The sequence below is a fragment of the Enterobacter sp. BNK-8 genome (genome assembly GCF_048685095.1).
GTDB lineage: Bacteria > Pseudomonadota > Gammaproteobacteria > Enterobacterales > Enterobacteriaceae > Enterobacter > Enterobacter quasiroggenkampii.
The window spans coordinates 1,003,203-1,026,362 of record NZ_JBLQTN010000001.1; the positions used below are offsets into that span (position 1 = coordinate 1,003,203).

General features: G+C 54.5%; 22 protein-coding genes. 6 read left to right on the forward strand and 16 right to left on the reverse strand.

Annotated features, from left to right (window positions below; genetic code table 11):
* Positions 1 to 85 precede the first annotated feature (85 nt).
* Entirely contained in the window at positions 86 to 2,263 is a 2,178-nt protein-coding gene (gene dinG, locus ACMGGU_RS04825) for an ATP-dependent DNA helicase DinG (RefSeq protein ID WP_420300285.1), read from the forward strand.
* Here dinG and ACMGGU_RS04830 read toward each other — a convergent pair.
* From ACMGGU_RS04830 to ACMGGU_RS04850, 5 genes are all read right to left on the reverse strand, one after another.
* Positions 2,250 to 2,753: a fimbrial protein gene (locus ACMGGU_RS04830; protein ID WP_223540541.1), complete on the reverse strand. Its 504-nt coding sequence runs from the start codon at positions 2,751 to 2,753 to the stop codon at positions 2,250 to 2,252. The genes dinG and ACMGGU_RS04830 overlap by 14 nt on opposite strands.
* Positions 2,754 to 2,758: 5 nt before the next feature.
* Positions 2,759 to 3,748: a fimbrial protein gene (locus ACMGGU_RS04835; RefSeq protein WP_045909501.1), complete on the reverse strand. Its 990-nt coding sequence runs from the start codon at positions 3,746 to 3,748 to the stop codon at positions 2,759 to 2,761.
* A gap of 21 nt (positions 3,749 to 3,769) precedes the next feature.
* Complete coding sequence (locus tag ACMGGU_RS04840; protein ID WP_420300286.1) at positions 3,770 to 6,313, reverse strand: fimbria/pilus outer membrane usher protein; 2,544 nt, start codon at positions 6,311 to 6,313, stop codon at positions 3,770 to 3,772.
* Positions 6,314 to 6,343: 30 nt separating this feature from the next.
* Complete coding sequence (locus ACMGGU_RS04845; protein ID WP_069719569.1) at positions 6,344 to 7,018, reverse strand: molecular chaperone; 675 nt, start codon at positions 7,016 to 7,018, stop codon at positions 6,344 to 6,346.
* 68 nt (positions 7,019 to 7,086) lie between these two features.
* Positions 7,087 to 7,623, reverse strand: coding sequence for a fimbrial protein (locus tag ACMGGU_RS04850; RefSeq protein ID WP_045909503.1), 537 nt, complete (start codon positions 7,621 to 7,623; stop codon positions 7,087 to 7,089).
* A 255-nt stretch (positions 7,624 to 7,878) separates the two neighbouring features.
* Between ACMGGU_RS04850 and ybiB the strand changes: the two genes are divergently transcribed.
* Positions 7,879 to 8,841 (forward strand): DNA-binding protein YbiB, encoded by a 963-nt coding sequence (gene ybiB / locus ACMGGU_RS04855; RefSeq protein WP_420300287.1) that lies wholly within the window; start codon positions 7,879 to 7,881, stop codon positions 8,839 to 8,841.
* Positions 8,842 to 8,959: 118 nt separating this feature from the next.
* Here ybiB and ybiJ read toward each other — a convergent pair whose 3' ends face one another.
* From ybiJ to mcbA, 3 genes are all read right to left on the reverse strand, one after another.
* Positions 8,960 to 9,220, reverse strand: a complete 261-nt coding sequence (ybiJ, locus tag ACMGGU_RS04860; RefSeq protein ID WP_023310874.1) for a DUF1471 family protein YbiJ — start codon at positions 9,218 to 9,220, stop codon at positions 8,960 to 8,962.
* Positions 9,221 to 9,505: 285 nt separating this feature from the next.
* On the reverse strand, positions 9,506 to 9,772 hold the full coding sequence (locus ACMGGU_RS04865; protein WP_420300288.1) for a DksA/TraR family C4-type zinc finger protein: 267 nt from the start codon (positions 9,770 to 9,772) through the stop codon (positions 9,506 to 9,508).
* Between the two features lie 120 nt (positions 9,773 to 9,892).
* Positions 9,893 to 10,159, reverse strand: a complete 267-nt coding sequence (mcbA, locus tag ACMGGU_RS04870) for a DUF1471 family periplasmic protein McbA (protein WP_045909506.1) — start codon at positions 10,157 to 10,159, stop codon at positions 9,893 to 9,895.
* Positions 10,160 to 10,402: 243 nt separating this feature from the next.
* Between mcbA and rlmF the strand changes: the two genes are divergently transcribed.
* Positions 10,403 to 11,314: a 23S rRNA (adenine(1618)-N(6))-methyltransferase RlmF gene (rlmF, locus tag ACMGGU_RS04875; protein ID WP_420300289.1), complete on the forward strand. Its 912-nt coding sequence runs from the start codon at positions 10,403 to 10,405 to the stop codon at positions 11,312 to 11,314.
* A gap of 48 nt (positions 11,315 to 11,362) precedes the next feature.
* Here rlmF and ybiO read toward each other — a convergent pair whose 3' ends face one another.
* From ybiO to rhtA, 6 genes are all read right to left on the reverse strand, one after another.
* Positions 11,363 to 13,576 carry a mechanosensitive channel protein gene (gene ybiO, locus ACMGGU_RS04880; RefSeq protein WP_395299897.1) on the reverse strand — a complete coding sequence of 738 codons (2,214 nt, stop codon included), beginning with the start codon at positions 13,574 to 13,576 and terminating at the stop codon, positions 11,363 to 11,365.
* 125 nt (positions 13,577 to 13,701) lie between these two features.
* Entirely contained in the window at positions 13,702 to 14,424 is a 723-nt protein-coding gene (glnQ, locus tag ACMGGU_RS04885) for a glutamine ABC transporter ATP-binding protein GlnQ (RefSeq protein WP_023292945.1), read from the reverse strand.
* Positions 14,421 to 15,080: a glutamine ABC transporter permease GlnP gene (gene glnP / locus ACMGGU_RS04890; protein WP_003858462.1), complete on the reverse strand. Its 660-nt coding sequence runs from the start codon at positions 15,078 to 15,080 to the stop codon at positions 14,421 to 14,423. Before glnP ends, glnQ begins: the two co-directional genes overlap by 4 nt.
* A gap of 93 nt (positions 15,081 to 15,173) precedes the next feature.
* Positions 15,174 to 15,917 carry a glutamine ABC transporter substrate-binding protein GlnH gene (gene glnH / locus ACMGGU_RS04895; RefSeq protein ID WP_420300290.1) on the reverse strand — a complete coding sequence of 248 codons (744 nt, stop codon included), beginning with the start codon at positions 15,915 to 15,917 and terminating at the stop codon, positions 15,174 to 15,176.
* Between the two features lie 362 nt (positions 15,918 to 16,279).
* A complete protein-coding gene (gene dps / locus ACMGGU_RS04900) occupies positions 16,280 to 16,783 on the reverse strand; it encodes a DNA starvation/stationary phase protection protein Dps (RefSeq protein WP_008501171.1) in 504 nt (167 codons plus the stop codon).
* Between the two features lie 299 nt (positions 16,784 to 17,082).
* A complete protein-coding gene (rhtA, locus tag ACMGGU_RS04905; protein WP_008501172.1) occupies positions 17,083 to 17,970 on the reverse strand; it encodes a threonine/homoserine exporter RhtA in 888 nt (295 codons plus the stop codon).
* Between the two features lie 354 nt (positions 17,971 to 18,324).
* Between rhtA and ompX the strand changes: the two genes are divergently transcribed.
* A complete protein-coding gene (gene ompX, locus ACMGGU_RS04910; protein WP_008501173.1) occupies positions 18,325 to 18,843 on the forward strand; it encodes an outer membrane protein OmpX in 519 nt (172 codons plus the stop codon).
* Positions 18,844 to 19,357: 514 nt separating this feature from the next.
* Here ompX and ACMGGU_RS04915 read toward each other — a convergent pair.
* Together ACMGGU_RS04915 and mntS are read right to left on the reverse strand one after the other, a co-directional pair.
* Complete coding sequence (locus tag ACMGGU_RS04915; RefSeq protein ID WP_063621229.1) at positions 19,358 to 20,941, reverse strand: phosphoethanolamine transferase; 1,584 nt, start codon at positions 20,939 to 20,941, stop codon at positions 19,358 to 19,360.
* 283 nt (positions 20,942 to 21,224) lie between these two features.
* Complete coding sequence (gene mntS / locus ACMGGU_RS04920) at positions 21,225 to 21,353, reverse strand: manganase accumulation protein MntS (RefSeq protein ID WP_008501175.1); 129 nt, start codon at positions 21,351 to 21,353, stop codon at positions 21,225 to 21,227.
* Between the two features lie 183 nt (positions 21,354 to 21,536).
* Between mntS and mntR the strand changes: the two genes are divergently transcribed.
* Complete coding sequence (gene mntR, locus ACMGGU_RS04925) at positions 21,537 to 22,010, forward strand: manganese-binding transcriptional regulator MntR (protein ID WP_008501176.1); 474 nt, start codon at positions 21,537 to 21,539, stop codon at positions 22,008 to 22,010.
* Complete coding sequence (locus ACMGGU_RS04930; RefSeq protein ID WP_048222158.1) at positions 22,007 to 23,116, forward strand: anion transporter; 1,110 nt, start codon at positions 22,007 to 22,009, stop codon at positions 23,114 to 23,116. Before mntR ends, ACMGGU_RS04930 begins: the two co-directional genes overlap by 4 nt.
* Positions 23,117 to 23,160 lie beyond the last annotated feature (44 nt).

Consider the following 23,160-nt stretch of genomic DNA (forward strand, 5'->3'; position numbering starts at 1 on the left):
GTCGTAAAGCCGGGCTTTTCTTTTTGCGGCTGCGAAGAGAAAGTGCCACAATAGTGGCTGTTTATACAGTATTTCAGGTTTTCCGATGGCTTTAACCGCTGCGCTCAAGGCGCAAATTGGCGCATGGTATAAGGCGCTACAACAGCAGATCCCCGATTTTATCCCCCGAGCGCCGCAGCGGCAGATGATTGCTGACGTGGCAAAAACGCTCGCCGGGGACGACGGGCGACATCTGGCGATTGAAGCCCCGACCGGCGTCGGGAAAACCTTGTCGTATCTCATTCCCGGCATTGCCATCGCGCGGGAAGAGGACAAAACGCTGGTGGTCAGCACCGCCAACGTGGCGCTGCAGGATCAGATCTTCAGCAAAGATTTACCGCTGCTGCGCAAAATCATCCCCGACCTGCGGTTTACGGCCGCCTTTGGTCGCGGTCGCTACGTCTGTCCGCGTAACCTGGCAGGGCTTGCCAGCAGCGAGGCGTCGCAGCAGGATCTGCTGGCGTTCCTCGACGACGATCTCACGCCAAACAACAAAGCCGAGCAGGAGCTCTGCGCAACGCTGAAAGGCGATCTCGATGGCTATAAATGGGACGGCCTGCGCGATCACACTGATAAAGCCATCAGCGATGATTTGTGGCGCAGGCTCAGCACGGACAAAGCCAGCTGTCTGAACCGCAACTGTCACTACTATCGCGAATGCCCGTTTTTTGTCGCCCGGCGTGAAATTCAGGAGGCGGAAGTGGTGGTGGCTAACCACGCCCTGGTGATGGCGGCGCTGGAGAGCGAAGCGGTGCTGCCGGAGCCGAAAAACCTGCTGCTGGTGCTCGACGAAGGCCACCATTTGCCCGACGTGGCGCGCGACGCGCTGGAGATGAGCGCAGAAATTACCGCCCCCTGGTTCCGCCTGCAGCTGGATCTCTTCTGCAAGCTTGTCGCCACCTGCATGGAGCAGTTCCGGCCGAAAACCACGCCGCCGCTGGCGGTGCCGGAGCGTCTGAGCGACCACTGCGAAGAGGTTTACAGCCTTATCTCGTCGCTGAACAACATCCTGAATCTTTATCTTCCCGCAACCCAGGAAGCGGAACACCGCTTTGCGATGGGCGAACTGCCGGACGAGGTGATGGAGATTTGCCAGCAGCTGGCGAAGCATCTCGAAAAGCTGCGCGGGCTGGCGGAGATGTTCTTAAACGATCTCAGCGAGAAAACCGGCTCGCACGACGTGGTTCGCTTGCACCGTATTCTTTTGCAAATGAACCGTGCGCTCGGCATGTTTGAAGCGCAGAGCAAGCTCTGGCGGCTGGCCTCGATGGCGCAGGCGTCGGGCGCGCCGGTCACCAAATGGGCCACCCGGGAGGTGCGCGACGGGCAGGTCCATCTGTTTTTCCACTGCGTGGGCATCCGCGTGGCCGATCAGCTGGAAAAGCTCATCTGGCGCAGCGTGCCGCACGTGGTGATCACCTCTGCCACGTTGCGCTCCCTGAACAGTTTTTCGCGTTTGCAGGAAATGAGCGGCCTGAAAGAGAAAGCGGGCGATCGTTTTGTCGCGCTGGACTCGCCGTTTAACCACTGCGAGCAGGGGACGCTGGTGATCCCGCGCATGAAATTCGAGCCGCTGATCGACAACGAAGAGCAGCACATTGCGGAAATGGCGGCCTACTTCCGCGAACAGGTTGAGAGCAGAAAATACCCCGGCATGCTGGTGCTGTTTGCCAGCGGGCGCGCGATGCAGCGCTTCCTGGAGCACGTCACCGATCTGCGTTTATTGCTGCTGGTGCAGGGCGATCAGCCGCGCTACCGGCTGGTGGAAACGCACCGCAAACGTATCGATAACGGCGAGCGCAGCGTGCTGGTGGGATTACAGTCCTTCGCGGAAGGTCTGGATTTGAAGGGCGATTACCTGACGCAGGTGCATATTCATAAAATTGCCTTCCCGCCCATCGACAGCCCGGTCGTCATCACCGAAGGCGAGTGGTTGAAAAGCCTCAATCGCTATCCCTTTGAGGTACAAAGTTTACCTGCGGCGTCGTTTAATCTCATTCAGCAGGTCGGGCGTCTGATCCGTAGCCACGGCTGCTGGGGGGAGGTGGTGATTTATGACAAACGTCTGCTCACCAAAAATTACGGCCAACGTTTGTTAAACGCGCTGCCGATCTTTCCGATTGAACAGCCAGAGGTGCCCGAGGTAAAAAAACGCCCGGCAACACTGACCGCCGGGCGCAGGAAAAGCATCCGTGCTAAGGGGCGCGGTCCTACTGGTAAGTGAAGGTCACCTGCACCACGCTGCTGAACGTCCCCGCGCTCACCGGCATGGAGGTGGCGTAGTAGCGTGCGGCGAGAGGGAAGGTGGCCGTGTGATCGTTTTGATTAATCAGCGCGTTAAAGCTCGCCTGCGGGGCAATGAGGATATTGTCCTGCCGGTCCGCCAGCTCAAGCGCCAGCCCTTTTGCGCTGCCGATGTTGGCAAATTTTGTCGGGTGCAGGCTGTCTGCCTGGCCATAGAAAAAGGCCGTTGCCAGCGTCAGCGTTTTGGGACAATGCGAGACGTTCAGCGAAAATTCTTTCCATTCGCCCGTGTCCCCCACGTCTTTAAAGTTGCCGGACGCTGTCTGGCCGAGGTCGACGGTTAAGTTTTTGCTGGCGCTGTCGATCACGCAGGTATTGGCATAGATATTCCCGACCATCTGAACCTGGATATCATCCGCCCAGGCCTGCGTCATCAGGCTCATCCCAATGAAAAGCACTATTTTTTTCATCATCGTCACTTATAGGCCAGAGTTATGGTGGCTACGGTGTTGGCCGGGCCGGGCGTGACCTCGTCGCTGATTTGCTGGTAGCGCACCTGGAAAGGAATATCCAGCGTCTGGTTGGCAACGGCCTCGCTGGAGGTCGTGACGTATTGATCGAAGGTGGCGATATCGTTGTCGAACAACATTCGCACCCCTACCCCGGTGGCCATTCCGGGCTGCTGAGTGAGTTTGATCACCCCAGCGTAGCCGGTCTCATAGCCGTTAGCGCTGGTGATTTTCACTTCAGGCTGTACCGTGGCGTTACAGTTGACCGTTACGTTAAACTCCTGCGCCGGCATGGAGAGCGTGCCGATGCCGATAAAATCGCTGACCGGAAAATCGCCTAGTACAACGGTGAGGTTTTTAGGGGAAACCGAACAGGTCACCTCCTGAATATTGACGTCGCCAGCGTAAGATACGGTGTTCGGAGAACCAATCCCGTCCATGCCATAAACGCCAATCCCAAACTTTGTCTGGTCAATTGAAAGCGTACCCGAGCTTACCGCATTGCTGGTTTTTATCAGTTCAAGGGTGACATCGAAGCTGAAGTTTCGCGCATCATCATTTGAGATGTAGCCAATGGGTGTACTGCGCGAATCGCAATAGACCCCACCCGCGCCCGTTATCCGCTGGCCTTTGTCGTTGACCAGCGCAATGCCAATCCCCTCCACGCCGGTACCGTACACGCCGGCGAGGCCCGGAATTTCGGTGCCGGTGCCGTAGTAGCAGGAGACAATTTCCTGACCGGCTTCATAGGCGTGGTCGCAGCTTCCCGCAACGTGAACGGTTTGTTCCGTTCCGGGAATACTTTCGCCCACGGGCAACGTGCTGGGTACCGATATGGTTGCCACGTTTAGCAACTTTGGCATATCGGGCGTCGTACATTCGGCCTTTGCATGGGGCATGAATAGCGCCGACAGGCCGAGCACGAATAAGAACACCAGTTGTTTTACAATCTGCATAAGGTCAACCTTTACGGTGAATCAATGACACTGCGCGGCAGCGTTAATGATGCTGTTTTTGTCTTTCTCATCCGTGAGGGCGTATTCAGCGACGCAATGTTCGCCGGCACCTTCACCCCATGAAACCGAGAGCGTGCCGCGCAGTGGCATGCCGGAAAGGTAGGTCTGGCCGCCGCTGCCCACGATAAATTCGCTGTCCTTATCGTCGGTGGTCACCGTTGCGCCAAAGGGCAGCGGTTTCCCGTTTTGCGTGAGCACCATCAATACCCGGTTCCCCACGCGGGTGTTAAAGCTGGCGCGCACCACCGCGCCGCGGGTCGGGGTAACAACCTGGGCGGCGTGGGTAACGTCGGCGTCGTCCGGCAGCGTTTCGGTGTCCAGGGCAATCGTGTTATGGCGGTAGGCCGTGACGAACGGCACCACGGTATAGCCGCGGAAGTCGGTTTCAACGCCGGTCTGGTTGGCAATGTGCGTACCGTGGGTGCCCGGCGCTTTGACCAGTGCAATTGTTTCGCCGAGCGGCTGGCTCAGCGTTATGCCGTTGGCGTGGGCGATAACGCCGCCCTGCACGCCGACGTTTACGCTCTGCTGATAGTTGTCCTGACTCACGCCGCCGCTGAGCTCGCCGTAGGTGCCTTTGTAGTCAGCGTTCATGCTGGTCGAGTTTCCGCTACCGGTGCGGCTAAGCCCCTCCTGGATGTTCCAGTTCAGGTTATCTTCGGCCAGCGCCGTGCCGTTAAGGCCAATGTTCTGCGTCGTGCCGTCTTTGGTATTGTTCAGGTTGTAGGTTGCCCAGGTGTTATGCATCCAGCGATCGAGCGGCACGGAGACGCTCAGTGAAAACTGGTTATCGTTGGAGACGGAATTCCCGTTTTCATCGCTGGCGTCGGTATTCTTGTTCATGCTGTAGCTCAGGCTGTAGCTCACGCCGTGCCAGCTGTTGTTGTAGCTGACGCTCATTGAGGTCATGTCCTGGCTCTGGCTCCAGTAGGTCTCTTTGACCAGGCTCAGCGTCATTGAGCCCCAGCCTTCGGGCAGGGTTTGGTCGATGGTGGCTTCTTCACGCTCGCGGCGCTGCTGCGGTGCCGACCAGTCATCCGAGCGGGTATAGGATTCCATGGTGTCTTCCAGCGTGTAAAACCCTTTGCTGTTGTAGCGATAGCCCGCCACGGAAAAATTCGTCCCCGATCCCGCAAAATCTTTGCTGTAGCGGAGGCGCGCAGACTGCCCTTTGCTGGACTGCTGTTTTTTCAGCAGCGCTTTTGCGCGGGTGACGTCGAGCGAGAAGGCGCCTAAATCTCCCATGTTTTTACCGACACCCACCGCCTGAGACTGATAATGGCTGCTCTGCTGCACGCCGCCGTAGGCGGTGAATCCGTAAGGTAAGCCGTAAATTACGCTCCCCTGGGCAAACGGCGTTTTCTCGACGTCGCTGTCATACGAGCGGTAGCGGCCTGCGGTTACGCTGTAGCGCAGGTTTTTTTCACGCTGCAATACCGGCACCGACGCGTAGGGCACCACAAAGTGGCTTTCGCTTCCGTCGGTCTCTTTTACGGTCACCTGCAGATCGCCGCTGCTGCCGGTAGGGTAGAGATCGTTAATTTCAAACGCGCCGGGGGCGACGGTGTTCTGGTAAATGACATAGCCGTTCTGGCGAACCATCACCAGCGCGTTACTGTGCGCCGTTCCGCGAATAATCGGCGCATAGCCTTTTTCGCTGTCCGGCAGCATGTCGCTGTCGGAGTTAATCTGCACCCCGGTATAGGGCACGCTGTCGAACACATCGGCAGGCGAAGAGCTCTGCCCGACGGTGAGATCGCTTTTCATCGACACGATATCGCGCTGGGCATAGGTATAGACGGAGGAGAACTTCTGCTGTTCTTCCTTGCCCGTCGTGCTGCGATTCCAGGTGGAATAGTTGCGTACGCGCCAGGCCCCGACATTAAAGCCCGGGCGCAAATTGACGTACTGGCTGCTGTTATCCTCTTCGCCCTGCTGGCGAGCGTGGCTCTGGCTGGCGTTGGCGCTGTAGTTTAATAAGCCTGCGGTGATCCCTTCATCAAACTCTTTGGGATCGATATAGCCGCGTGGCACCTGGCCCAGTGCCGTTTGCGGTATGCTCAGGAGCAGCTGTTGATTCCGAACGTGGAACGAGGCCGATGCCGAAGGGATGGCGCTTATGTCGGCACACGAACCCTTTGCCATTAACTGCGGGTATTTTTGGGTTTTGATGCCCAGACTTTTTAACTCTTCGAGGCTAAAACAAGGCTGAAGCGAACTGTTGCCCCGGCTATCCTGCTGCAATGTAAACGTCACGTCACGGGTGTCGATTTTATTATTATCAATATAGATCGCGACCTGGTATTTCCCCGGCGCCTGTCCAGGCCCTTTTTCATATACGGAGAGATCCGTTTTGGTCTGCTGAGGGTTGTCAATATCCAGCAGTGCCGGGTTAAAATAATCATCAGCCCACGCGAACTGCGCAAAACACACGGCTGCCAGACCACATAGCAGGGTCAGCAGCGTGAATAATTGGCAGGTGAACGGCTTTTTATGGCTGTACATGATTATTTTAATGCGTTATCAGACATGAAATTAATGAACGGATTTTGTCCAGGTTTTGCTGATGCTGCCGTAATCCGTAATAATGGAATACGTCACAGTATCGCCACCCGTATTGGCTGGCAGGGTAATGTGCGTTCCGGTTTCAGGCACGGCCCAGGTGGCTTTCGTGATTTTATGACCATTCAACGTCACGCTCTGGAAATTCATATAGAAGGGGGTCGGATTATTAACGACCAGATCGTTACCTTCACGATGCCATTCCAGCTTATCCGCCATCTCTTCCGGCTTGCCCTTAACGGACGATGGACGGTAAAGCAATTTGATGCGCGTATTAATCGCAATTTGCAGCGTATTCACCCCCTCAACGTGCTTCGATGAGGGAATCGCTTTAATATTTAACCAATACAGCGATTCGCGATCTTCCGGTAAATTCCCACCGGTGCGAACGACGCGCAGTACGTTATCCTCTTTCGCATCAAGACGAAACAGGGGCGGTGTAATCAGGAATGGCGCAGCGGCATGATTTTTACTGTCGGCATCAACCCAGGACTGCACCAGATAATCCGTTGTATCTGGATTTGAAATACCAAGAGATGACTCCTTTTTATCTCCCCGGTAGACCAGACGGGTGCCATTAATAATGACCCCCGCATGAGCGGTCGCGGCTACCAGTAACAGAGTGCTCAGTAAATAACCATGGCGCATAAATATTTCTCAACATAAAGAAAAGATATTAGCTTTGACACAAAGCTAATATCTTCAGATTGAAAATATCAGTTATAAATAACGGTGAAGGTCGATACGGAGTTAGCAGGGCCAGCCGTAACGGCAGCCTGCGTCTGAATATATCGCGCTGCAAATTCCAGATCGTTAACCGTACTTCCTGCGTTGAGTGGATACGCGCGGGAAGGCGTATATAAGCTGACGGGTTGTTCAGATGAGTCAAGCAATTGAATGGCGACGCCGGTTGCGGCATTCGCATCTGCCGTTAACGCCAGCGTGGTGCTGTTATTCGCATCTGGCGTACCGCCAAAATTAATTGCTGCAGAGGTGACCGTCTCCGGACAATCTTTTAACTGAATATCAAATTTTGTTGGTGTGCTGGTGGAGCCTGCACCGGTGAATACCGTTTTAGAAACTTTGCCTAACTGGACGTTGAGTGGATCGCTTAATCCATTTACTACCTGACAGGCAGAATCAATAATTTCGCCGGTAAAGTTAATCTGCCCTTCACCGTTTGTTGCCGCAAAGGCGGATGCAGAACACCCTATCGTTGCAGCGATAAATAAACCTAAAGCAACCTTGTTCATAGTCAATCCTGGTGTGTTTCGGGTAAAAACGTTGCCTGGACGTTTTCACCGTGACCCTCAATAGTGTTCGGCGACTATTTAATCAAAAAAGATATGCTTTAGAATCTTCTATAGAAATCACAAATAATTGAAATAAAGCTTGTCTTTCGTTAACTGCTAAAAAATCAGCGGGTTGATTGTCTTCATAAAAAACTATCAGCCAGCGCTTCTTCAGGACTATAGTGTTCACAAGATGACGTAGTCAGGAGAAAAGACGTGGATTATCGCAAAATTATCAAAGAGGTAGGGCGGGGCAAAAATCATGCGCGCGACCTGGATTACGAAACGGCTAAGGCACTGTATACGCACATGCTGAATGGCGATGTGCCAGATCTGGAGATGGGCGGCATCCTGATCGCGCTGCGTATTAAAGGGGAAGGTGAAGCGGAGATGCGCGGTTTTTACGAGGCGATGCAGGCGCAAACGATGCGCTTAACGCCGCCAGTCGCAAAGCCGATGCCGATTGTCATCCCCAGCTATAACGGGGCGCGTAAACAGGCAAACCTGACGCCGCTGCTGGCGATTTTACTGCACAAGCTTGGATTCCCGGTTGTCGTACACGGCGTAAGTGAAGATCCCACGCGCGTATTGACGCAAACCATCTTTGAGCTGCTGGACATCAAGCCGACCCTTCATGCGGGTCAGGCGCAGGCGAAGCTTGACGGGCATCAGCCGGTCTATATTCCGGTTGGTGCGTTCTGCCCGCCGCTGGAAAAGCAGCTGGATATGCGCTGGCGTATGGGGGTGCGTAACAGCGCCCACACGCTGGCAAAACTGGCAACGCCGTTTGGCGAAGATGCCGCGCTGCGGCTTTCCAGCGTCTCTCATCCGGAGTACGTGACGCGAGTCGGCAAGTTCTTTGAAGAGGTTGGCGGGCGCGCTTTACTGATGCACGGCACCGAAGGGGAGGTGTATGCCAACCCGCAGCGCTGCCCGCAGATTGTGCACATTGATTCTGCCGGCGCGCGCGTCATTCTGGAGCGCGGGACGGATAATCGTGATGTGGCGTTGCCCGAAGCCAAAGAGCCGCACACCACCGCCCACTGGATCACCCAGTGTCTGGCGGGCCAGGTCCCTGTTCCGCACGCCATTACGCAGCAGATGGCCTGCTGTCTGCTGGCGACGGGCGAGGTGGACTCGATAGAGGATGGTCTGGCGCGCGTGGCGCAGTCTTTTTAACTAAAAAAAAGCCCGTCCAGTGGCGGACGGGCAAGCAAGGGTAACAAACAACAGGGTCAATGAGGGTTGGAGCAGCTCACCAGAGGGTTTGGCGAGGGGACAGCATTCGTTCAGGCGATTATTTGTAGATAACCGCGGTACCGCTCAGCTTGTTATTGCCGTTAGCGGAGGTAATGGTATATCCGCTTGCACCGGCAGCAGCCGCTTTCTCAGCCAGTTTGGCTTCCAGACCGTCCAGCGTGGTCGCGCCATCAGCACTTACCACACCGACTTTATTCATGTTCTGTGCCTGAGTTGAAGAGACTGGCTCTACGGCGAAAGCACCGAAGGACAGAGCGGACAGGGCAACAGCAGCTACAGCATATTTGATGGTTTTCATAATTAATCTCTCGCAGGTGTTTCTGTTAAGGGGACGATGTTCCGTCGATGTGATAAGTATCACGGTTTTTTGCGAGGGATAAAATCGAAGAGAATTGACGTGGTTGCTCAAAAAAATTGAATGACAAATAACTTATTGAATATTAATAAATTCAAACTGGCGATTTACACTTCTTGTTGATGCGCTTTACAGAAGAAAGATGAAGGGCACATTTTGCTACGCGGTTCGCTAAAAATCGTGAGCGTAAAGGTAAGGGCCTGTGCGGTTAACTTAGGTAAAGGAAAGTCAACGTAACTGGCTGTATTTCGAACCCCTGCGATTATATCCCGAATGCGATGAATTTTTCGAATCTTTATGCTGCTGGCAGGTGATGCAAAGCCTTACACCGGGGATGGCTTTTCGGCGCGCCTCGGGAATAGGGTCTCCACACTCTTCGCATTCAGTTAAGCTTTCGCCGCGCGGAATTTCACCGCGGGCACGCGCTACCGCATCTTCAATTGTACTGTTGATCTGGTCGTTAACGGCATCATCATTTGCCCAGCCGGAAGCCATTATGTCCTCCTAAGATTGGTTCAGCCCTGCTTTTAATATGGGGTTAAAAAACGAACAGTCAAGGCGAGGGGGAAGAGAACTGCATCCGGTGGACAGATGCAGTCTGGGGAAAAAAGCTGATTATTTATAAATGGTCGCTGTGCCGTACATATGGTTATCGCCGCCAGCGGAATTCACCACGAAGCCTTTTGCACCTTCCTGACGGGCTTTTTCGGCAAGTTTAGACTGGAGATCGTCAAGGTTGCTGGCACGGCTTACCGAGACGGTGCCCGCAGGCCGAAGCTGGCTGGTGTCGGTACTCGGGGTCAGCGACTGAACGGCCATCGCAGAGAATGACGCAGTCGCCAGGGCGGCAGCGATAACAGCAAGGGTCAGATACTTTTTCATAATCACATCCTCATGAGGAAACAACAGGTGATTCCCCTTAAGTTTAGAAGCCGGAGGAGTGTGACTTAGCGCAAATATTTGATGATGATCTGCTTATTTTTTGAACAACATCATTTGACATTTCGCTGACAGATCATAGACATAAAGGTGTTTGATTTATGTCGAATTTTTAATCGATGCAGAGAAAGATTTACCGTTGGACCAGCAAAGGGTATCTTACGCCGCTGTTTAAAGGAGAACGCCATGACTTCCCAAAAGCCGGGATTGCACCCACGAAATCGCCACCGCAGCCGCTACGACATGAATGCGTTATGCCTGAGCTGCCCGCCGCTGCAGGACTACATTGTCCAGACCCCCGCGGGTGAACCTTCGGTCAACTTTGCTGACCCCCAGGCGGTTAAAATGTTGAACAAAGCGCTGCTTGCACACTATTACGGTGTGGCGAACTGGGATATTCCCGAAGGCTTTCTCTGTCCACCTGTGCCGGGCCGCGCGGATTACGTGCATCACCTTGCCGACCTTCTTGCCGAAGGTAATGAGGGCGTTGTTCCAGAGCAGGCCACCATTCTGGATATTGGCACCGGGGCGAATCTGATTTACCCGCTGATCGGCGCGCATGAATACCACTGGCGCTTTACCGGAAGCGAAATCGGTGCCGAGGCCTTTGCCAGCGCCCAGGCGATTATCAGCGCGAACCCTGGGTTAAGCCGCGCCATTCGTCTGCGTCGTCAGAAAGAGGCGGCGTCGATCTTCAACGGTATCATTCACAAAAATGAAAGCTATGACGCCACGATGTGCAACCCGCCGTTCCATGATTCGGCGGCCGCGGCGCGTGCGGGCAGCGAGCTCAAGCGCCGCAACCTGGGTCAGGCGGAAGATGCCGCGCTGAACTTCGGCGGTCAGCACCAGGAATTATGGTGTGAAGGCGGCGAAGTGGCGTTTATCCTGCGCATGATTGCGGAAAGCAAACAGTTTGGTCGTCAGGTGAAGTGGTTCACGACGCTGGTTTCCCGCGGAGATAACCTGCCGCCACTCTACCGCGCGCTCACCGAAGCGGGTGCCGTAAAAGTGGTGAAAAAAGAGATGGCGCAGGGCCAGAAGCAAAGCCGCTTTATCGCCTGGACGTTTATGGACAATAACAAACGTCGCAAATAGCACGCCGTCGTAGGCCGGGTAAGGCGAAGCCGCCACCCGGCCACGAGGCTACAGCGTCGGCTCCTGCGGTGGGAGCGGCGCTGCGGGCGGCGGCAGTACCTGATAGGTCTGGACCGGCATCCGCACGTTCGCCAGATCGAAGTGTTTTTTCACCATGCTGTCGAGCGCAAAGCGCACCGTCCACTGCTTCAGCGGCTGGGTGGTGAACGACACGCGCAGGGTAAAGGCCGTGTTCGTCAGCCCGACAATGCCGGCAAATGACGGCTCGCCAATCACCAGTCCGCGAATATCCTCCGTCTGCATCAGCTCTTCTACCGCATCGCGCAGCGCCTGCTTCGCTTTATCGGCATCTTCATGACGATCCACATCGTAGTTCGCTACCACGGAGCCAATGCCGCGTACAAAGTTGGCGAAGGTGGTTATCGAGGACCAGGGAATGATGTGGTACGCCCCGGTGTCCTGGCGCACGCCCACCGAGCGAATCGACATCCTCTCAACGGTGCCGGTTAACGGCCCGATGGTCACCAGATCGCCCGTGTTCATCCCGTTCTCAAACTGGATAAAGATGCCGGTAATAATATCCTTCACCAGCGTTTGCGACCCGAAGGAGATCGCCAGCCCCAGAGCACCGGCACCGGCCAGCAGCGGGGCGATATTCACCCCGATTTCCGACAGCACAATCATAATGGTGATGGTACTGATAATGACTGCCAGCGCATTGCGGAACAGGGTTAACAGCGTTCTTGCCCGCGCGCTGGGCAGGGGACGGCCATGAATATCCGATACCAGACGGTTCTCGATAAGGCTCGCCAGCAGCGTCCAGCCGACGGCAGAGAAGAACAAAATCAACGCGATGCGAATCAGGATGTCGACCGTTTTTTCACCCGCACCGTTGTGCAGCCAGTTCCAGAAATCAAACAGGCTCCACGCATTCAGGAGCAGCATAATCGCCACGCAGACGGTGAGGATGCGCGCCACCTTCAGCGATACCGACATCCAGCCGTTTACCCGTTTTTGCAGTTCCGGGTAATTACGCTGTACCTGCGGCGACAGGGTGATGGTTTTCGAAATCCAGCGCGACAGCAGCCCCGACACAAACGCCGCGATGCCGATAATGGCCAGGCTTTTGAACGTTGCCCCCATCATGAATTTCAGGCTATTGCCCGGGTCGAACAGCGAGAAGAAGCACAATACGATGAAGTAGGCGCTTGCCAGCCAGTGCCACACCAGGGCGAAAGCGCGGATAAACAGGCTGAAGAACGAGAGGGAGCGATCGGCCAGATTCAGCAGGCTTTGGGTAATGGTTTTTTTATTGTGGAAGATCAGATACAGCGACCAGACGGTAATGCAGATCATGATAATGACGTTTGCCAGCGCGCCAAACTGGACGTTCACCTGGTTGGAGATGATCGGCACGGCCACCAGCAGGCCGTAGCCAATCAGCCCGCTGAGCACGCTCAGGCGCAGCGCCCAGTACTTCGCCGTTTCATCCCGGATGGCGAAAGGACGCAGCGCCGGCACGTGGGGACAAAAGAGTAGCCGCAGCAGCGCCTTGAAGAACTCAATCAGGGCAAAGGCATTCAGGAAAAGCGACTGCTGGAAGGCGATGGTTTTGTTGCCCGCGTTCAGCCTGTCGGCCAGCATCTGGCCTAAGAACAGCGTCAGGGCCAGCAGCAGTAAATCAATGATAAACGCAGAGGCTATCATCAACGGCAGGTGCAGCCAGCTGCTTTTCTGCTGATTCTTTCTGCGTCCCCATTGCCCCATTTTGCGGTACAGCGGCCACGCGCACAGGCGCACCAGCCAGTAAAAAAGGAAGACTGCACCAGCCAGCATCAGGAACTGCGTGGCGGCGGCGGTAAACGTTTGTGGGTTAAACGGCTTATGCGGTGAGCCAATCAGGTTGCGGTAGAGCTGAGCAAAGCGCGAGGAGAGCGCTTCTCCATAGTGTCGGCTCACGTCGGTGACATTTTCCAACACCGTTTTTTGTTCCTCCACCTGGGGAGGGGTGATGACAGGCACCGGCTCCTGCGGCGGCGTGGCGGCCACTTTCCGCAGCTGGCTGATGAGTTCCTGCCGGGAGGTGTCGTTCTCAAGGACGTCGGCGAGGGCGCTGTAGGCGGCTTTTTTCTGTTCGACATCGGGTTCAGGAGGGGGCGTACTTTGCTGACTGGCGGTTGTTCCGGTGGTCACGCCGGGGATCGCGACGGCGAACGATGGCGCACTAAACAGGCTAATCAACAGCAACAGGATCCACGGCACGGCGTCCTCCGGTGAAAATGTCGAACAAGATGATAAGTATAGAAGTCGGGACGCGGAGGGGGATTTTTGGGAACAATCTGGCGTAAAAAAGCCGGGCAAGCCCGGCTTTAGCGTCAAGCGAGGGATCAGGAGACGTGCTGCAGGAACTCCTGCAGACGCGGGCTCGGCGGGTTCGCAATCAATTCCTGCGGGTTACCGTCTTCCGCGATACGGCCTTTATCAATAAAGATCAGGCGGGACGCCACTTTCTCAGCGAAGCCGATTTCGTGGGTCACGATAACCATCGTCATCCCTTCTTCCGCCAGATCCTGCATGACCTTCAGCACCTCGTGGCGCAGCTCCGGGTCGAGTGCGGACGTAGGCTCATCAAACAGCATCAGTTTCGGTTTGACCGCCAGCGCACGGGCAATTGCCACGCGCTGCTGTTGACCACCGGACAGCTCAGAAGGGTAGTGGTGCGCGCGTTCAGCCAGGCCGACTTTCGCCAGCAGATCTTTGGCCAGCGCTTCTGCCGCCGCTTTGTTGGCGCCGCGCACGCGCAGGGGGCCAAACATCACGTTCTCCAGCGCCGTCAGGTGCGGGAACAGGTAGAACTGCTGGAACACCATGCCCGCTTCCTGACGAATCAGACGGTCATCCACTTTCGGGTCATTCACCTTCAAACCGTCGACGATCAGATCGCCGCTGGTGATCTCTTCCAGCTTATTGATGCAGCGCAGCAGGGTCGACTTACCGGAGCCGGATGGCCCGATAATGACCACCACTTCACCCTGCTGGATGTTCAGATCGATATTGTGCAGCACCTGGGTTGGACCAAAGTGCTTGGAAACGTTTTTAAATTCAATCACAGGATTTTCATCCTTCTTTCAAGACGACGCAGAACGAAGCTCAGAACCAGAGTAATGATCAGGTAGACCACGGCCACCGCACTCCAGATTTCCAGCGCGCGGAAGTTGCCAGCAATGATCTCCTGTCCCTGACGGGTCAGTTCGGCCACGCCGATAACAATGAACAGCGACGTATCTTTAATGCTGATGATCCACTGGTTACCCAGCGGTGGCAGCATGCGACGCAGCGCCAGCGGCAGAATAACGTGGCGGATCGTTTCGCGACGCGAAAGGCCTAATGCAAGACCGGCTTCACTGAAACCTTTATGAATCGACAGCACCGCACCGCGGGTGATTTCCGCAATGTAGGCGCCTGAGTTGATCATAATGGTGACGACGGCTGCGCTGAACGGGTCGATGCGCAGGTCAGTGAACGCCATAGGCAGGGCGAAGTAAATGAACATGACCTGCACGACAATGGGGGTGCCGCGGATCACTTCGATGAAAACCAGTGCGATGTGGTTTGCAATCCAGCCACCGTAGGTACGGGCGAAACCGGCGACAAGACCGATAATCAACCCGCCAACCAGACCCAGGACCGAAATCCACAGAGTCATTTTAGCGCCTTCAAGCAAGAGTGGAATGGCAGGCCAGATGGCGCTCCAGTCAAACTGCATGATGTATTCCTGTATACCGTGGTGAAAAACGAAAAACGTAGGCCCGGTAAGCGGCAGCGCCACCGGGCGTTACAAACCTGAATTCAGGTGAAATTATTTAGGCTCGGTACCGAACCATTTTTTGTAGATTTCGTTATAGGTGCCGTTCTCTTTCAGCGTTTTCAGCGCACCGTTAACTTTCGTGCGCAGGTCGTCGCTGCCTTTCGGGAACGCGATACCGTACTGCTGGGCTTCCAGAGACTCGCCAACGGCTTTGAACTTGCCGTTACCGGCTGTTTTGATGAAGTACAGGATGTTCGGCGTGTCGTGCAGAACAGCGTCAGCACGGTTGGTGCCGAGTTCCATGTACGCGTTGTCGATGTTCGGGAACTGACGCAGGTCTTTGGTTTTGATATTGGCTTTCGCGTAATCAACCGAACCGGTGCCGCTCTTCACTGCCACCACTTTGCCGTCGAGATCTTTCACGCTTTTTACGTCGTTATTATCGGCTTTGACCATCACCAGCAGGCCGCTTTTGTAGTAGCCATCAGAGAAGTCGATCGCTTTTTTACGCTCGTCGGTAATGGTGATACCCGCCAGCGCCAGATCAACGTTCTTGGTTTGCAGTGCAGGGATGATGCCGCTGAAGTCCATCGGCTTCAGGGTGTAATCCAGTTTGAGTTCTTTTGCGACGGCGGCCCACAGATCCACATCGAAACCAACGTATTTATCACCCTGTTTGAATTCAAACGGAACGAACGCCGTGTCGGTCGCCACAACCAGTTTGTCGGCAGCCTGAGAGGACACCGCAAAAGCCAGGGTAAGTACAGCCAGTGAAACTTTTAATACAGACTTCATAGCATTTCCTTTTATATCCACGGGGCGATCCCCTGCGAGAACAGGTGGCACAATGAAAAAATCGTGCCAACTTTACAAGCTATTGTTTTGCAAAGGGGATGATGTCATGCATTGCACAATAAATGGGGCAATGAGGTCTTATTGCACCAAAGTGGAGCACTGTTTTGGTGCGCTTCGTTTGGCTCAACTGACGGGGAGATATTTAGCGTAAATTCTGACGAAAAAACAATCTTCCGTTAACGGTTGTGTGAGGTGATTATTACAATTTCTTCACTTTTGCACGTTCTCAGGCAAAAAACGTGCACCATAGATGTGCAAAACCCTCACCGAAGGGCGAGGGTTTGATAGAAAATTCGTATGAATTATTCGATGTTAGATTCGATGAACCACAGGAACTGATCCAGATCGCGGGACGCGGCGGTGAAGATGTCTGCGGTATCTTCGTCTTTCGCTTCGCTAATCGCTTTGCGCACATCGTTCGCCACAATCGCATAGCGGTCCGCCAGCTCTTTCAGGTGATCCTGAACGGTATGGATATCCAGCGGATAGCTTTTCAGCGGGGTTTTGCTGTTGATCACCTGCGTGGTGCCCAGCGCCACGCCGCCTAACTGAACGGCACGTTCAGCCATCGTATCGAGGTGGGTAACCAGTGCTGTGCGGAAGCCATCCAGCATTTCATGAACGGCAATAAAGTTTGCACCGCGCATATTCCAGTGGGCCTGTTTGGTGATCAGCGAAAGATCGATGAACTGGATCACCTGGCGATTCAGCAACTCAATGGTCGCTTTTTTGTCGCTGTCCGATACATCGTTACGGGTATAAAGCAGATTAGACGCTTTCGTTTTCACCAGTTTAGCGGTACTCATAATCTCATATCCTCTTGATGTTTATGTCCCAGGTAATTACGGAACTAAGTATAGCACCGGATTTTTTCTCTGCGGTTTGGCTGTGCCTATCGGTTTAATAGCGAGAAGGAGGTTGAGAATTTAATTTATTGAAAGTATTAGATAATTTATAAATTGATACAGATCAATCTTAATTGCTGAATGGGGAAGTTAACGCAGAAGAATATTTTGCTGGCAGGCGTGAGTGTGTAAGAAATTATAACGCCTGTGTTTCTGGCCTTTATTCTGCATGGCGTGGAAGCCATGCAGAATATATGGCCTTAGTTGATATCCACTTTCTCAACTTTTGGCTCCGGGCGCATGGTAAGCGTCGAGCCCATTGATGCCGCGATAATCGAGCAGAGCGCCAGCGTTTGGGTCAATGTCAGGGTTTCGCCGAGAAACACCATCCCGGAAATCGCGGCAAGCGCAGGCTCCATACTCATCAGGGTGCCAAATATGCGTGTCGGCAGACGCGTCAGCGCAATCATCTCCAGAGAATAGGGGAGTGCGGTAGAGAGAATCGCGACCGCCAGACCGATGGGCATGACGGACCATTGCCAGATAGACTCTGTCGCCTGCGCCATACCGATGGGCACAAACACGATGGCCGCAATCAGGGAACCCAACGCGACGGTCGCCGGACCGTGCTCTTCCCCAGCGCGCTGACCGGTGAGGATATAGACAGCCCAGCAGGCACCTGCGCCCAGCGCCAGCGCTGCGCCCGTCAGGTCAATCTCAGAAACGCTCTGGCCCAGCGGCAGCAGGAACCATAAGCCCAGTACGGCTAACACGACCCAGATAAAATCGACCGGACGTCGGGAGGAGAACAGCGCCACCGCCAGCGGGCCGGTAAACTCCAGCGCGACGGCAATACCCAGCGGTATCGTCTGGATGGAGAGGTAGAACAGGTAGTTCATTGCCCCCAGGGAGAGTCCATAAAACAGCAGCGGTAAACGCTGCTCCTTTTTGAAGCGCAGACGCCACGGTTTAAAAATGACCACCAGTATTGCCGTGCCCAGCACAATACGCAGGGCGGTCACCCCGGGCGCGCCAACCAGCGGAAAAAGCGATTTTGCCAGCGAGGCGCCGCTTTGAATGGACAACATGGCAATGAGTATGACGGCTACCGGCAACCAGACCGACGACGTGCGGGATAACCCAGGCATCCTTTCTCCTGTCAGCTTATGTCAAATGAGGTAAAGGTTGCAGTGTAAAGGAAATATGCGGCTACGGTTGAGGTACTGTTGAAAAAAAAGCAGGTGAAATCCGTAAAATGGTTAAGCGCTGGTGGATTTATCGCCTGTCAGATTAGGAATAATCTGGATGAATGTAACTGCGCAGACGCGCACTATGCGCATTTAGTAGTGAAAATTGCATGTGATTTGAAAGAGATAGCTGATGCTGGAAACGTTCTGTTACAGGAAAGGTTTTATTAGACATCACGAATCACAAAGAGTTTCGCAAATTTTTTTGATATATTTAAAACTTACGGACTTACTTGGATCACATTTGAGGTGGTTATGAAAAAAATTGCATGTCTTTCAGCACTGGCCGCTGTACTGGCTGTTTCCGCAGGTACCGCTGTAGCTGCTACTTCTACTGTTACTGGTGGTTACGCTCAGAGCGACTATCAGGGCGTGATGAACAAAGCTAACGGTTTCAACCTGAAGTATCGTTACGAGCAGGATAACAACCCACTGGGCGTGATCGGTTCTTTCACCTACACCGAGAAAGATCGTTCTGAAAACGGCGCATACAATAAAGGCCAGTACTACGGTATCACCGCGGGCCCAGCTTACCGTCTGAACGACTGGGCAAGCATCTACGGTGTTGTAGGTGTTGGCTACGGTAAATTCCAGCAGACCGAAAACGAAGGTCTGAACCGCACTGCAAGCAACAGCGACTACGGCTTCTCCTATGGCGCAGGCCTGCAGTTCAACCCAATCCAGGACGTTGCTCTGGACTTCTCCTATGAGCAGAGCCGTATCCGCAACGTTGACGTTGGCACCTGGATCGCGGGCGTAGGTTACCGCTTCTAATCACTTCGGTGATTAAATAAAAAATCCGCCCACTGTGGCGGATTTTTTTTATTTTGATCCCTCCCGCTGTGGGGAAAGATCCCAGGTAACTTTAAACCAGAAGCGATTCAGGTTTTGAAGTGAAATGATTAACCTTCAGCGATGCTATGGTCCGGCTGTAAATCGCCGAAGCGTTTCCGTAAGGCCGGGGCGAGGCGCAGGGATGCGCCGAGAGGGCGTGGCCTGCAGGGATGCAGGCTCATGCCCGACCCGATAGCCTGAAGGAATAAGCTGAGGGTACCGCGAAGCGGCGATTTACCGCCGGGAGCCCGGGTCGCCAGGGTGGTGGCGACTGAGCCACCCTGGCACGTTCACCGGTGATGTCGTTACAGAGTAGCAAGGAACATAAAGTGAACGGAATTACCACCAGAGCCGTATGTTCCCCCTCATCCCATCCCTCTCCCTCAAGTGAGAGGGAGTCGTCCGTGCAGGCCTCAGCCCTGTAGGAGAGGGCCCGGGTGAGGGCATCAGACCGCTACTTACTCTTAATATCAAAAATATCCGTACCCAGATGGTTGTAGTCAACTTTCTGTAACTTGAAGTTGGTAACGTACACTTGGGGAGCTTTCTTGTTAGAGACAAACGGGTAAGCGTTTTTTATCTGCCCGGCGGTAATCCCCGTCCACTGCGAGAAAAACTGCAGGAAATCATTCGCTGAACGACGCGCTTTAATAACGCGATGCGTTTTATCGTCACTCGACAGCACCATAAACGGCACCTGGAAGTTCTGCTGGAACTTGTCATCGTGCGCCAGGTACTGCACCTCTTTCCCGCGCTCCTTAAACGCCAGTCCGTGATCCGAGAAATAGACCAGGGAGAAGCTGTCGCCCGTATTGCGCAGCTGATCGTACAGCTTGCTCAGCAGGTCGTCGGTTTGCGTCATGGTGTAGAGATAGCAGGAGGTCTCTTTGGACTGCACGAACTCCGCGTACTTCCCGCCGGTCCGATCGCAGGCCTGCGGGTGCGACCCCATCAGGTGCAGGACGATCAGCTGAGGCTGGGTGCGCGGGGTCGCGAAGACCTGCGCCGTCATTTTCAGCAGCGCTTCGTCTTTGGTATTTTTGTCGGCTTCAAAGTCGCCATTTTTCAGGAACTGCACTTCGTCAGCCCGTTTGGCGATGCTGGCGATGGCCGTATCGTATTCGCCAATTTGCCCCTGATTCGAGAACCACCACGTCTGAAAACCTGCGCGGTTTGCCAGGGTGACGAAATTATCCTGATACTGCGGTTTGCCATCCACCACCCGGTTAAGGGTCAGGCCGAGCGATTTCTGCGTTGAGCCGCTGGCCGCGACATAATCGGTAAACAGGGTGCCTTTGACCGAACTCGCGAACGGGGTGTTGTCCCAGTGGCCGCCAAACGCCCCCATTGCATCGCGACGTGCGCTTTCGCCAATCACCACCACATAGGTGTGATATTTCGGCTTAACGGCCAGCACGTTCCAGGTGTCTTTCATATTGGAAAGCTCTGCCATGCGGGCCTGTTCGTCGAGAACCTCTTTATTATTTACCACGACGTCTTTCACGAAGCGGAAAACCGGATAGCCGATGTTAATAAGTCTTAGCTTACCGTCCCAGGGAATATTCTGGATGGGGGCGACAAACGCCACGGCAACGCTGAATACCAGACAGAGTATGTCGATCTTACCCCAGGATTTTTTCTCGCCCGGCTGACGGCGAATGGCGATAACGCCCAGCGCGAAGATAAAGAGCCCGACCACGTAGCTGTACCACGGGAAGATCGTCAGGATCTCCGTCGACTCTTCCATATTGGTCGAGTGCAGCGCCAGCAGGGTATTAAAGTTTGGCGAGCCGTAGGCCTGACCAAACGGAAAATAGAGTGCCGCAACCAGCGAACAGATGCCGATTAATGCTTTTTGCGCGCGCGGCGCGGCTCGCCACAGCACATGCAGAATGCAGGTGAAGGCCACCGCGTAGAGCAGACTAAAGGGATAACCGAGCGCAAAGTTAATCAGTAATGACTGCAAAAAGTAAAACCCCGTCCACGGGCTTAAGGCCCGGCTGCGGGTCACAACGGTATCTATCAGGGTTAAATTCATAGGTCACTATCATGGATGAAAACGCCATGTGCTCACCCTGGCGTCAAGGGTCATAACCTGCCTGACAGTGCGTGGAGAGGGAATGAGGGTCCGCTTCAGCGAGCCGCAAATTGTGCAGGGCTGCAAGAAGATAGTGCGAGCGCTAAATAATATCAACAGTTGCTAAGCAGATGTTTTGCGAAGGGGATTGCAAATCCGTAAAAAAGATCGGGAATAGGGCGGCTGGAAGCCAGTTTACAGCGAAAATGTGACGGGAAAATGAAGCGGCGTACCGCGACGCCGCTTAGTGGGAAGGTTTGTCATCCTGATGCGGTTTGCCGTTAAACATATCGCACAGCATGTTCAGCAGCATTAAGCGCACTTTAAAGGGTGAGTGGGTAAACACGGTCATGCACCTCTTGAATTCGTTCATAAGACCTCCTGATTTTTGATCCCTTCGATCCGTGAAGGGTGACTGCATTACATACAGATATAGCACAGGCTATATTGTATAGCTATGGCTATTTCGTTAATTTTTTGTGCTTGTGGAGGGATGGTTTACAATGTGCGCTCTCGATACCGGGCGCTGGAAGCGTCACCCCACTGAGGAAGTACAATGAACCGTCGCGCAGGTAAGCCAACCATTAAAAAAACGACGCAACTGGTGAATGTTGAAGAGCATGTCGAAGGTTTTCGCCAGGTCCGTGAAGCGCACCGGCGTGAACTGATTGATGATTATGTTGAACTCATTTCCGATCTGATTCGTGAGGTCGGGGAAGCGCGTCAGGTCGATATGGCCGCCAGGCTGGGGGTATCGCAGCCAACTGTCGCAAAAATGTTAAAACGTCTCGCCTCCGTGGGCCTAATCGAAATGATCCCCTGGCGCGGGGTCTTTCTGACGCCAGAAGGGGAGAAACTCGCGCAGGAGAGCCGCGAGCGCCACCAGCTTGTCGAGAATTTTTTACTGGTGCTGGGCGTCAGCCCGGAGATTGCCCGCCGGGATGCGGAAGGAATGGAACACCACGTCAGCGAAGAGACGCTGGTGAAGTTTCGTGAGTTTACGCTTAAATATGGTCCCTCCGCTGAATGAAAATCCCTGGACTGCAGGCCCTGGCACGCGATCGTTTCTTCCATCTCTTATTACTCATTGGCGCAGGATTAAGCCTCTTTGTGCCGTTTGCGCCGCAGGCCTGGCCCGCCGCTATTGACTGGCGCACCATCATTACCCTGAGCGGCCTGATGATGCTCACCAAAGGGGTCGAGCTGAGCGGCTATTTTGACGTGCTGGGCCGTAAAATGGTGCGCCGTTTTGCCACCGAGCGCAGGTTGTCCCTGTTTATGGTGTTTTCCGCCGCGGTGCTGTCGACGTTTCTGACCAACGACGTGGCGCTGTTTATCATCGTGCCCCTCACGCTCACGCTGCGTAAGCTTTGCGAGATCCCGGTCAGCCGGCTGATCATCTTTGAAGCGCTCGCCGTTAACGCCGGTTCTCTGTTAACGCCTATCGGCAACCCGCAAAATATCCTCCTCTGGGGACGTTCCGGGCTGTCGTTCGCCGCCTTTACCTGGCAGATGGCGCCGCTGGCGCTGGTGATGATGCTGTCGCTGCTGGTGGTGTGCTGGTTTGCGTTTCCGGATAAAAAACTGCAATACCACAGCGGCACCACGGGCCCGCAGTGGCAGCCGCGTCTGGTCTGGAGCTGTCTCGGGTTATACATCGTCTTTCTGTTCGCGCTCGAGCTGAAGTATGAGCTGGCGGGTGTCCTGCTGGTCGCCGCAGGCTTTGTCGTCCTCGCGCGGCGCGTGCTGGTCAGCGTGGACTGGACGCTGCTGCTGGTCTTTATGGTGATGTTTATTGATGTGCATCTGCTTATCCAGCTTCCGGTGCTGCAAAACGTGCTCCACAGCGTCAGTACGCTGTCTCAGCCGGGACTGTGGCTGACGGCGATTGGCCTGTCGCAGTTTATCAGCAACGTGCCGTCCACCATTCTGCTACTCAACTATGTTCCGCCGGACACGCTGCTGGCCTGGGCGGTGAATATCGGCGGGTTTGGGCTGTTGCCCGGCTCGCTGGCCAACCTGATTGCTCTGCGCATGGCCAACGACCGTCGTATCTGGTGGCGCTTCCATCTCTGGTCGATACCGATGCTGGTTTGGGCCGCGGCGATCGGTTTCGGAATATTCCTTCTCATATAGTGCGCAATTTGTCAGTTTTTCCTGGCAAACGTATAGCAACGTCC

Coding starts and splice junctions, on each gene's coding strand:
- rlmF (WP_420300289.1), top strand. CDS start 10,403: ATGACTTCCCAAAAGCCGGGATTGCACCCACGAAATCGCCACCGCAGC.
- mntS (WP_008501175.1), bottom strand. CDS start 21,353: ATGAACGAATTCAAGAGGTGCATGACCGTGTTTACCCACTCACCCTTT.
- ACMGGU_RS04845 (WP_069719569.1), bottom strand. CDS start 7,018: ATGCGCCATGGTTATTTACTGAGCACTCTGTTACTGGTAGCCGCGACC.
- ACMGGU_RS04930 (WP_048222158.1), top strand. CDS start 22,007: ATGAAAATCCCTGGACTGCAGGCCCTGGCACGCGATCGTTTCTTCCAT.
- mntR (WP_008501176.1), top strand. CDS start 21,537: ATGAACCGTCGCGCAGGTAAGCCAACCATTAAAAAAACGACGCAACTG.
- ACMGGU_RS04835 (WP_045909501.1), bottom strand. CDS start 3,748: ATGCAGATTGTAAAACAACTGGTGTTCTTATTCGTGCTCGGCCTGTCG.
- ompX (WP_008501173.1), top strand. CDS start 18,325: ATGAAAAAAATTGCATGTCTTTCAGCACTGGCCGCTGTACTGGCTGTT.
- glnP (WP_003858462.1), bottom strand. CDS start 15,080: ATGCAGTTTGACTGGAGCGCCATCTGGCCTGCCATTCCACTCTTGCTT.
- ACMGGU_RS04850 (WP_045909503.1), bottom strand. CDS start 7,623: ATGAACAAGGTTGCTTTAGGTTTATTTATCGCTGCAACGATAGGGTGT.
- dps (WP_008501171.1), bottom strand. CDS start 16,783: ATGAGTACCGCTAAACTGGTGAAAACGAAAGCGTCTAATCTGCTTTAT.
- dinG (WP_420300285.1), top strand. CDS start 86: ATGGCTTTAACCGCTGCGCTCAAGGCGCAAATTGGCGCATGGTATAAG.
- rhtA (WP_008501172.1), bottom strand. CDS start 17,970: ATGCCTGGGTTATCCCGCACGTCGTCGGTCTGGTTGCCGGTAGCCGTC.
- glnH (WP_420300290.1), bottom strand. CDS start 15,917: ATGAAGTCTGTATTAAAAGTTTCACTGGCTGTACTTACCCTGGCTTTT.
- mcbA (WP_045909506.1), bottom strand. CDS start 10,159: ATGAAAAAGTATCTGACCCTTGCTGTTATCGCTGCCGCCCTGGCGACT.
- ACMGGU_RS04830 (WP_223540541.1), bottom strand. CDS start 2,753: ATGAAAAAAATAGTGCTTTTCATTGGGATGAGCCTGATGACGCAGGCC.
- ACMGGU_RS04915 (WP_063621229.1), bottom strand. CDS start 20,941: ATGAATTTAACCCTGATAGATACCGTTGTGACCCGCAGCCGGGCCTTA.
- ACMGGU_RS04840 (WP_420300286.1), bottom strand. CDS start 6,313: ATGTACAGCCATAAAAAGCCGTTCACCTGCCAATTATTCACGCTGCTG.
- ybiJ (WP_023310874.1), bottom strand. CDS start 9,220: ATGAAAACCATCAAATATGCTGTAGCTGCTGTTGCCCTGTCCGCTCTG.
- ACMGGU_RS04865 (WP_420300288.1), bottom strand. CDS start 9,772: ATGGCTTCCGGCTGGGCAAATGATGATGCCGTTAACGACCAGATCAAC.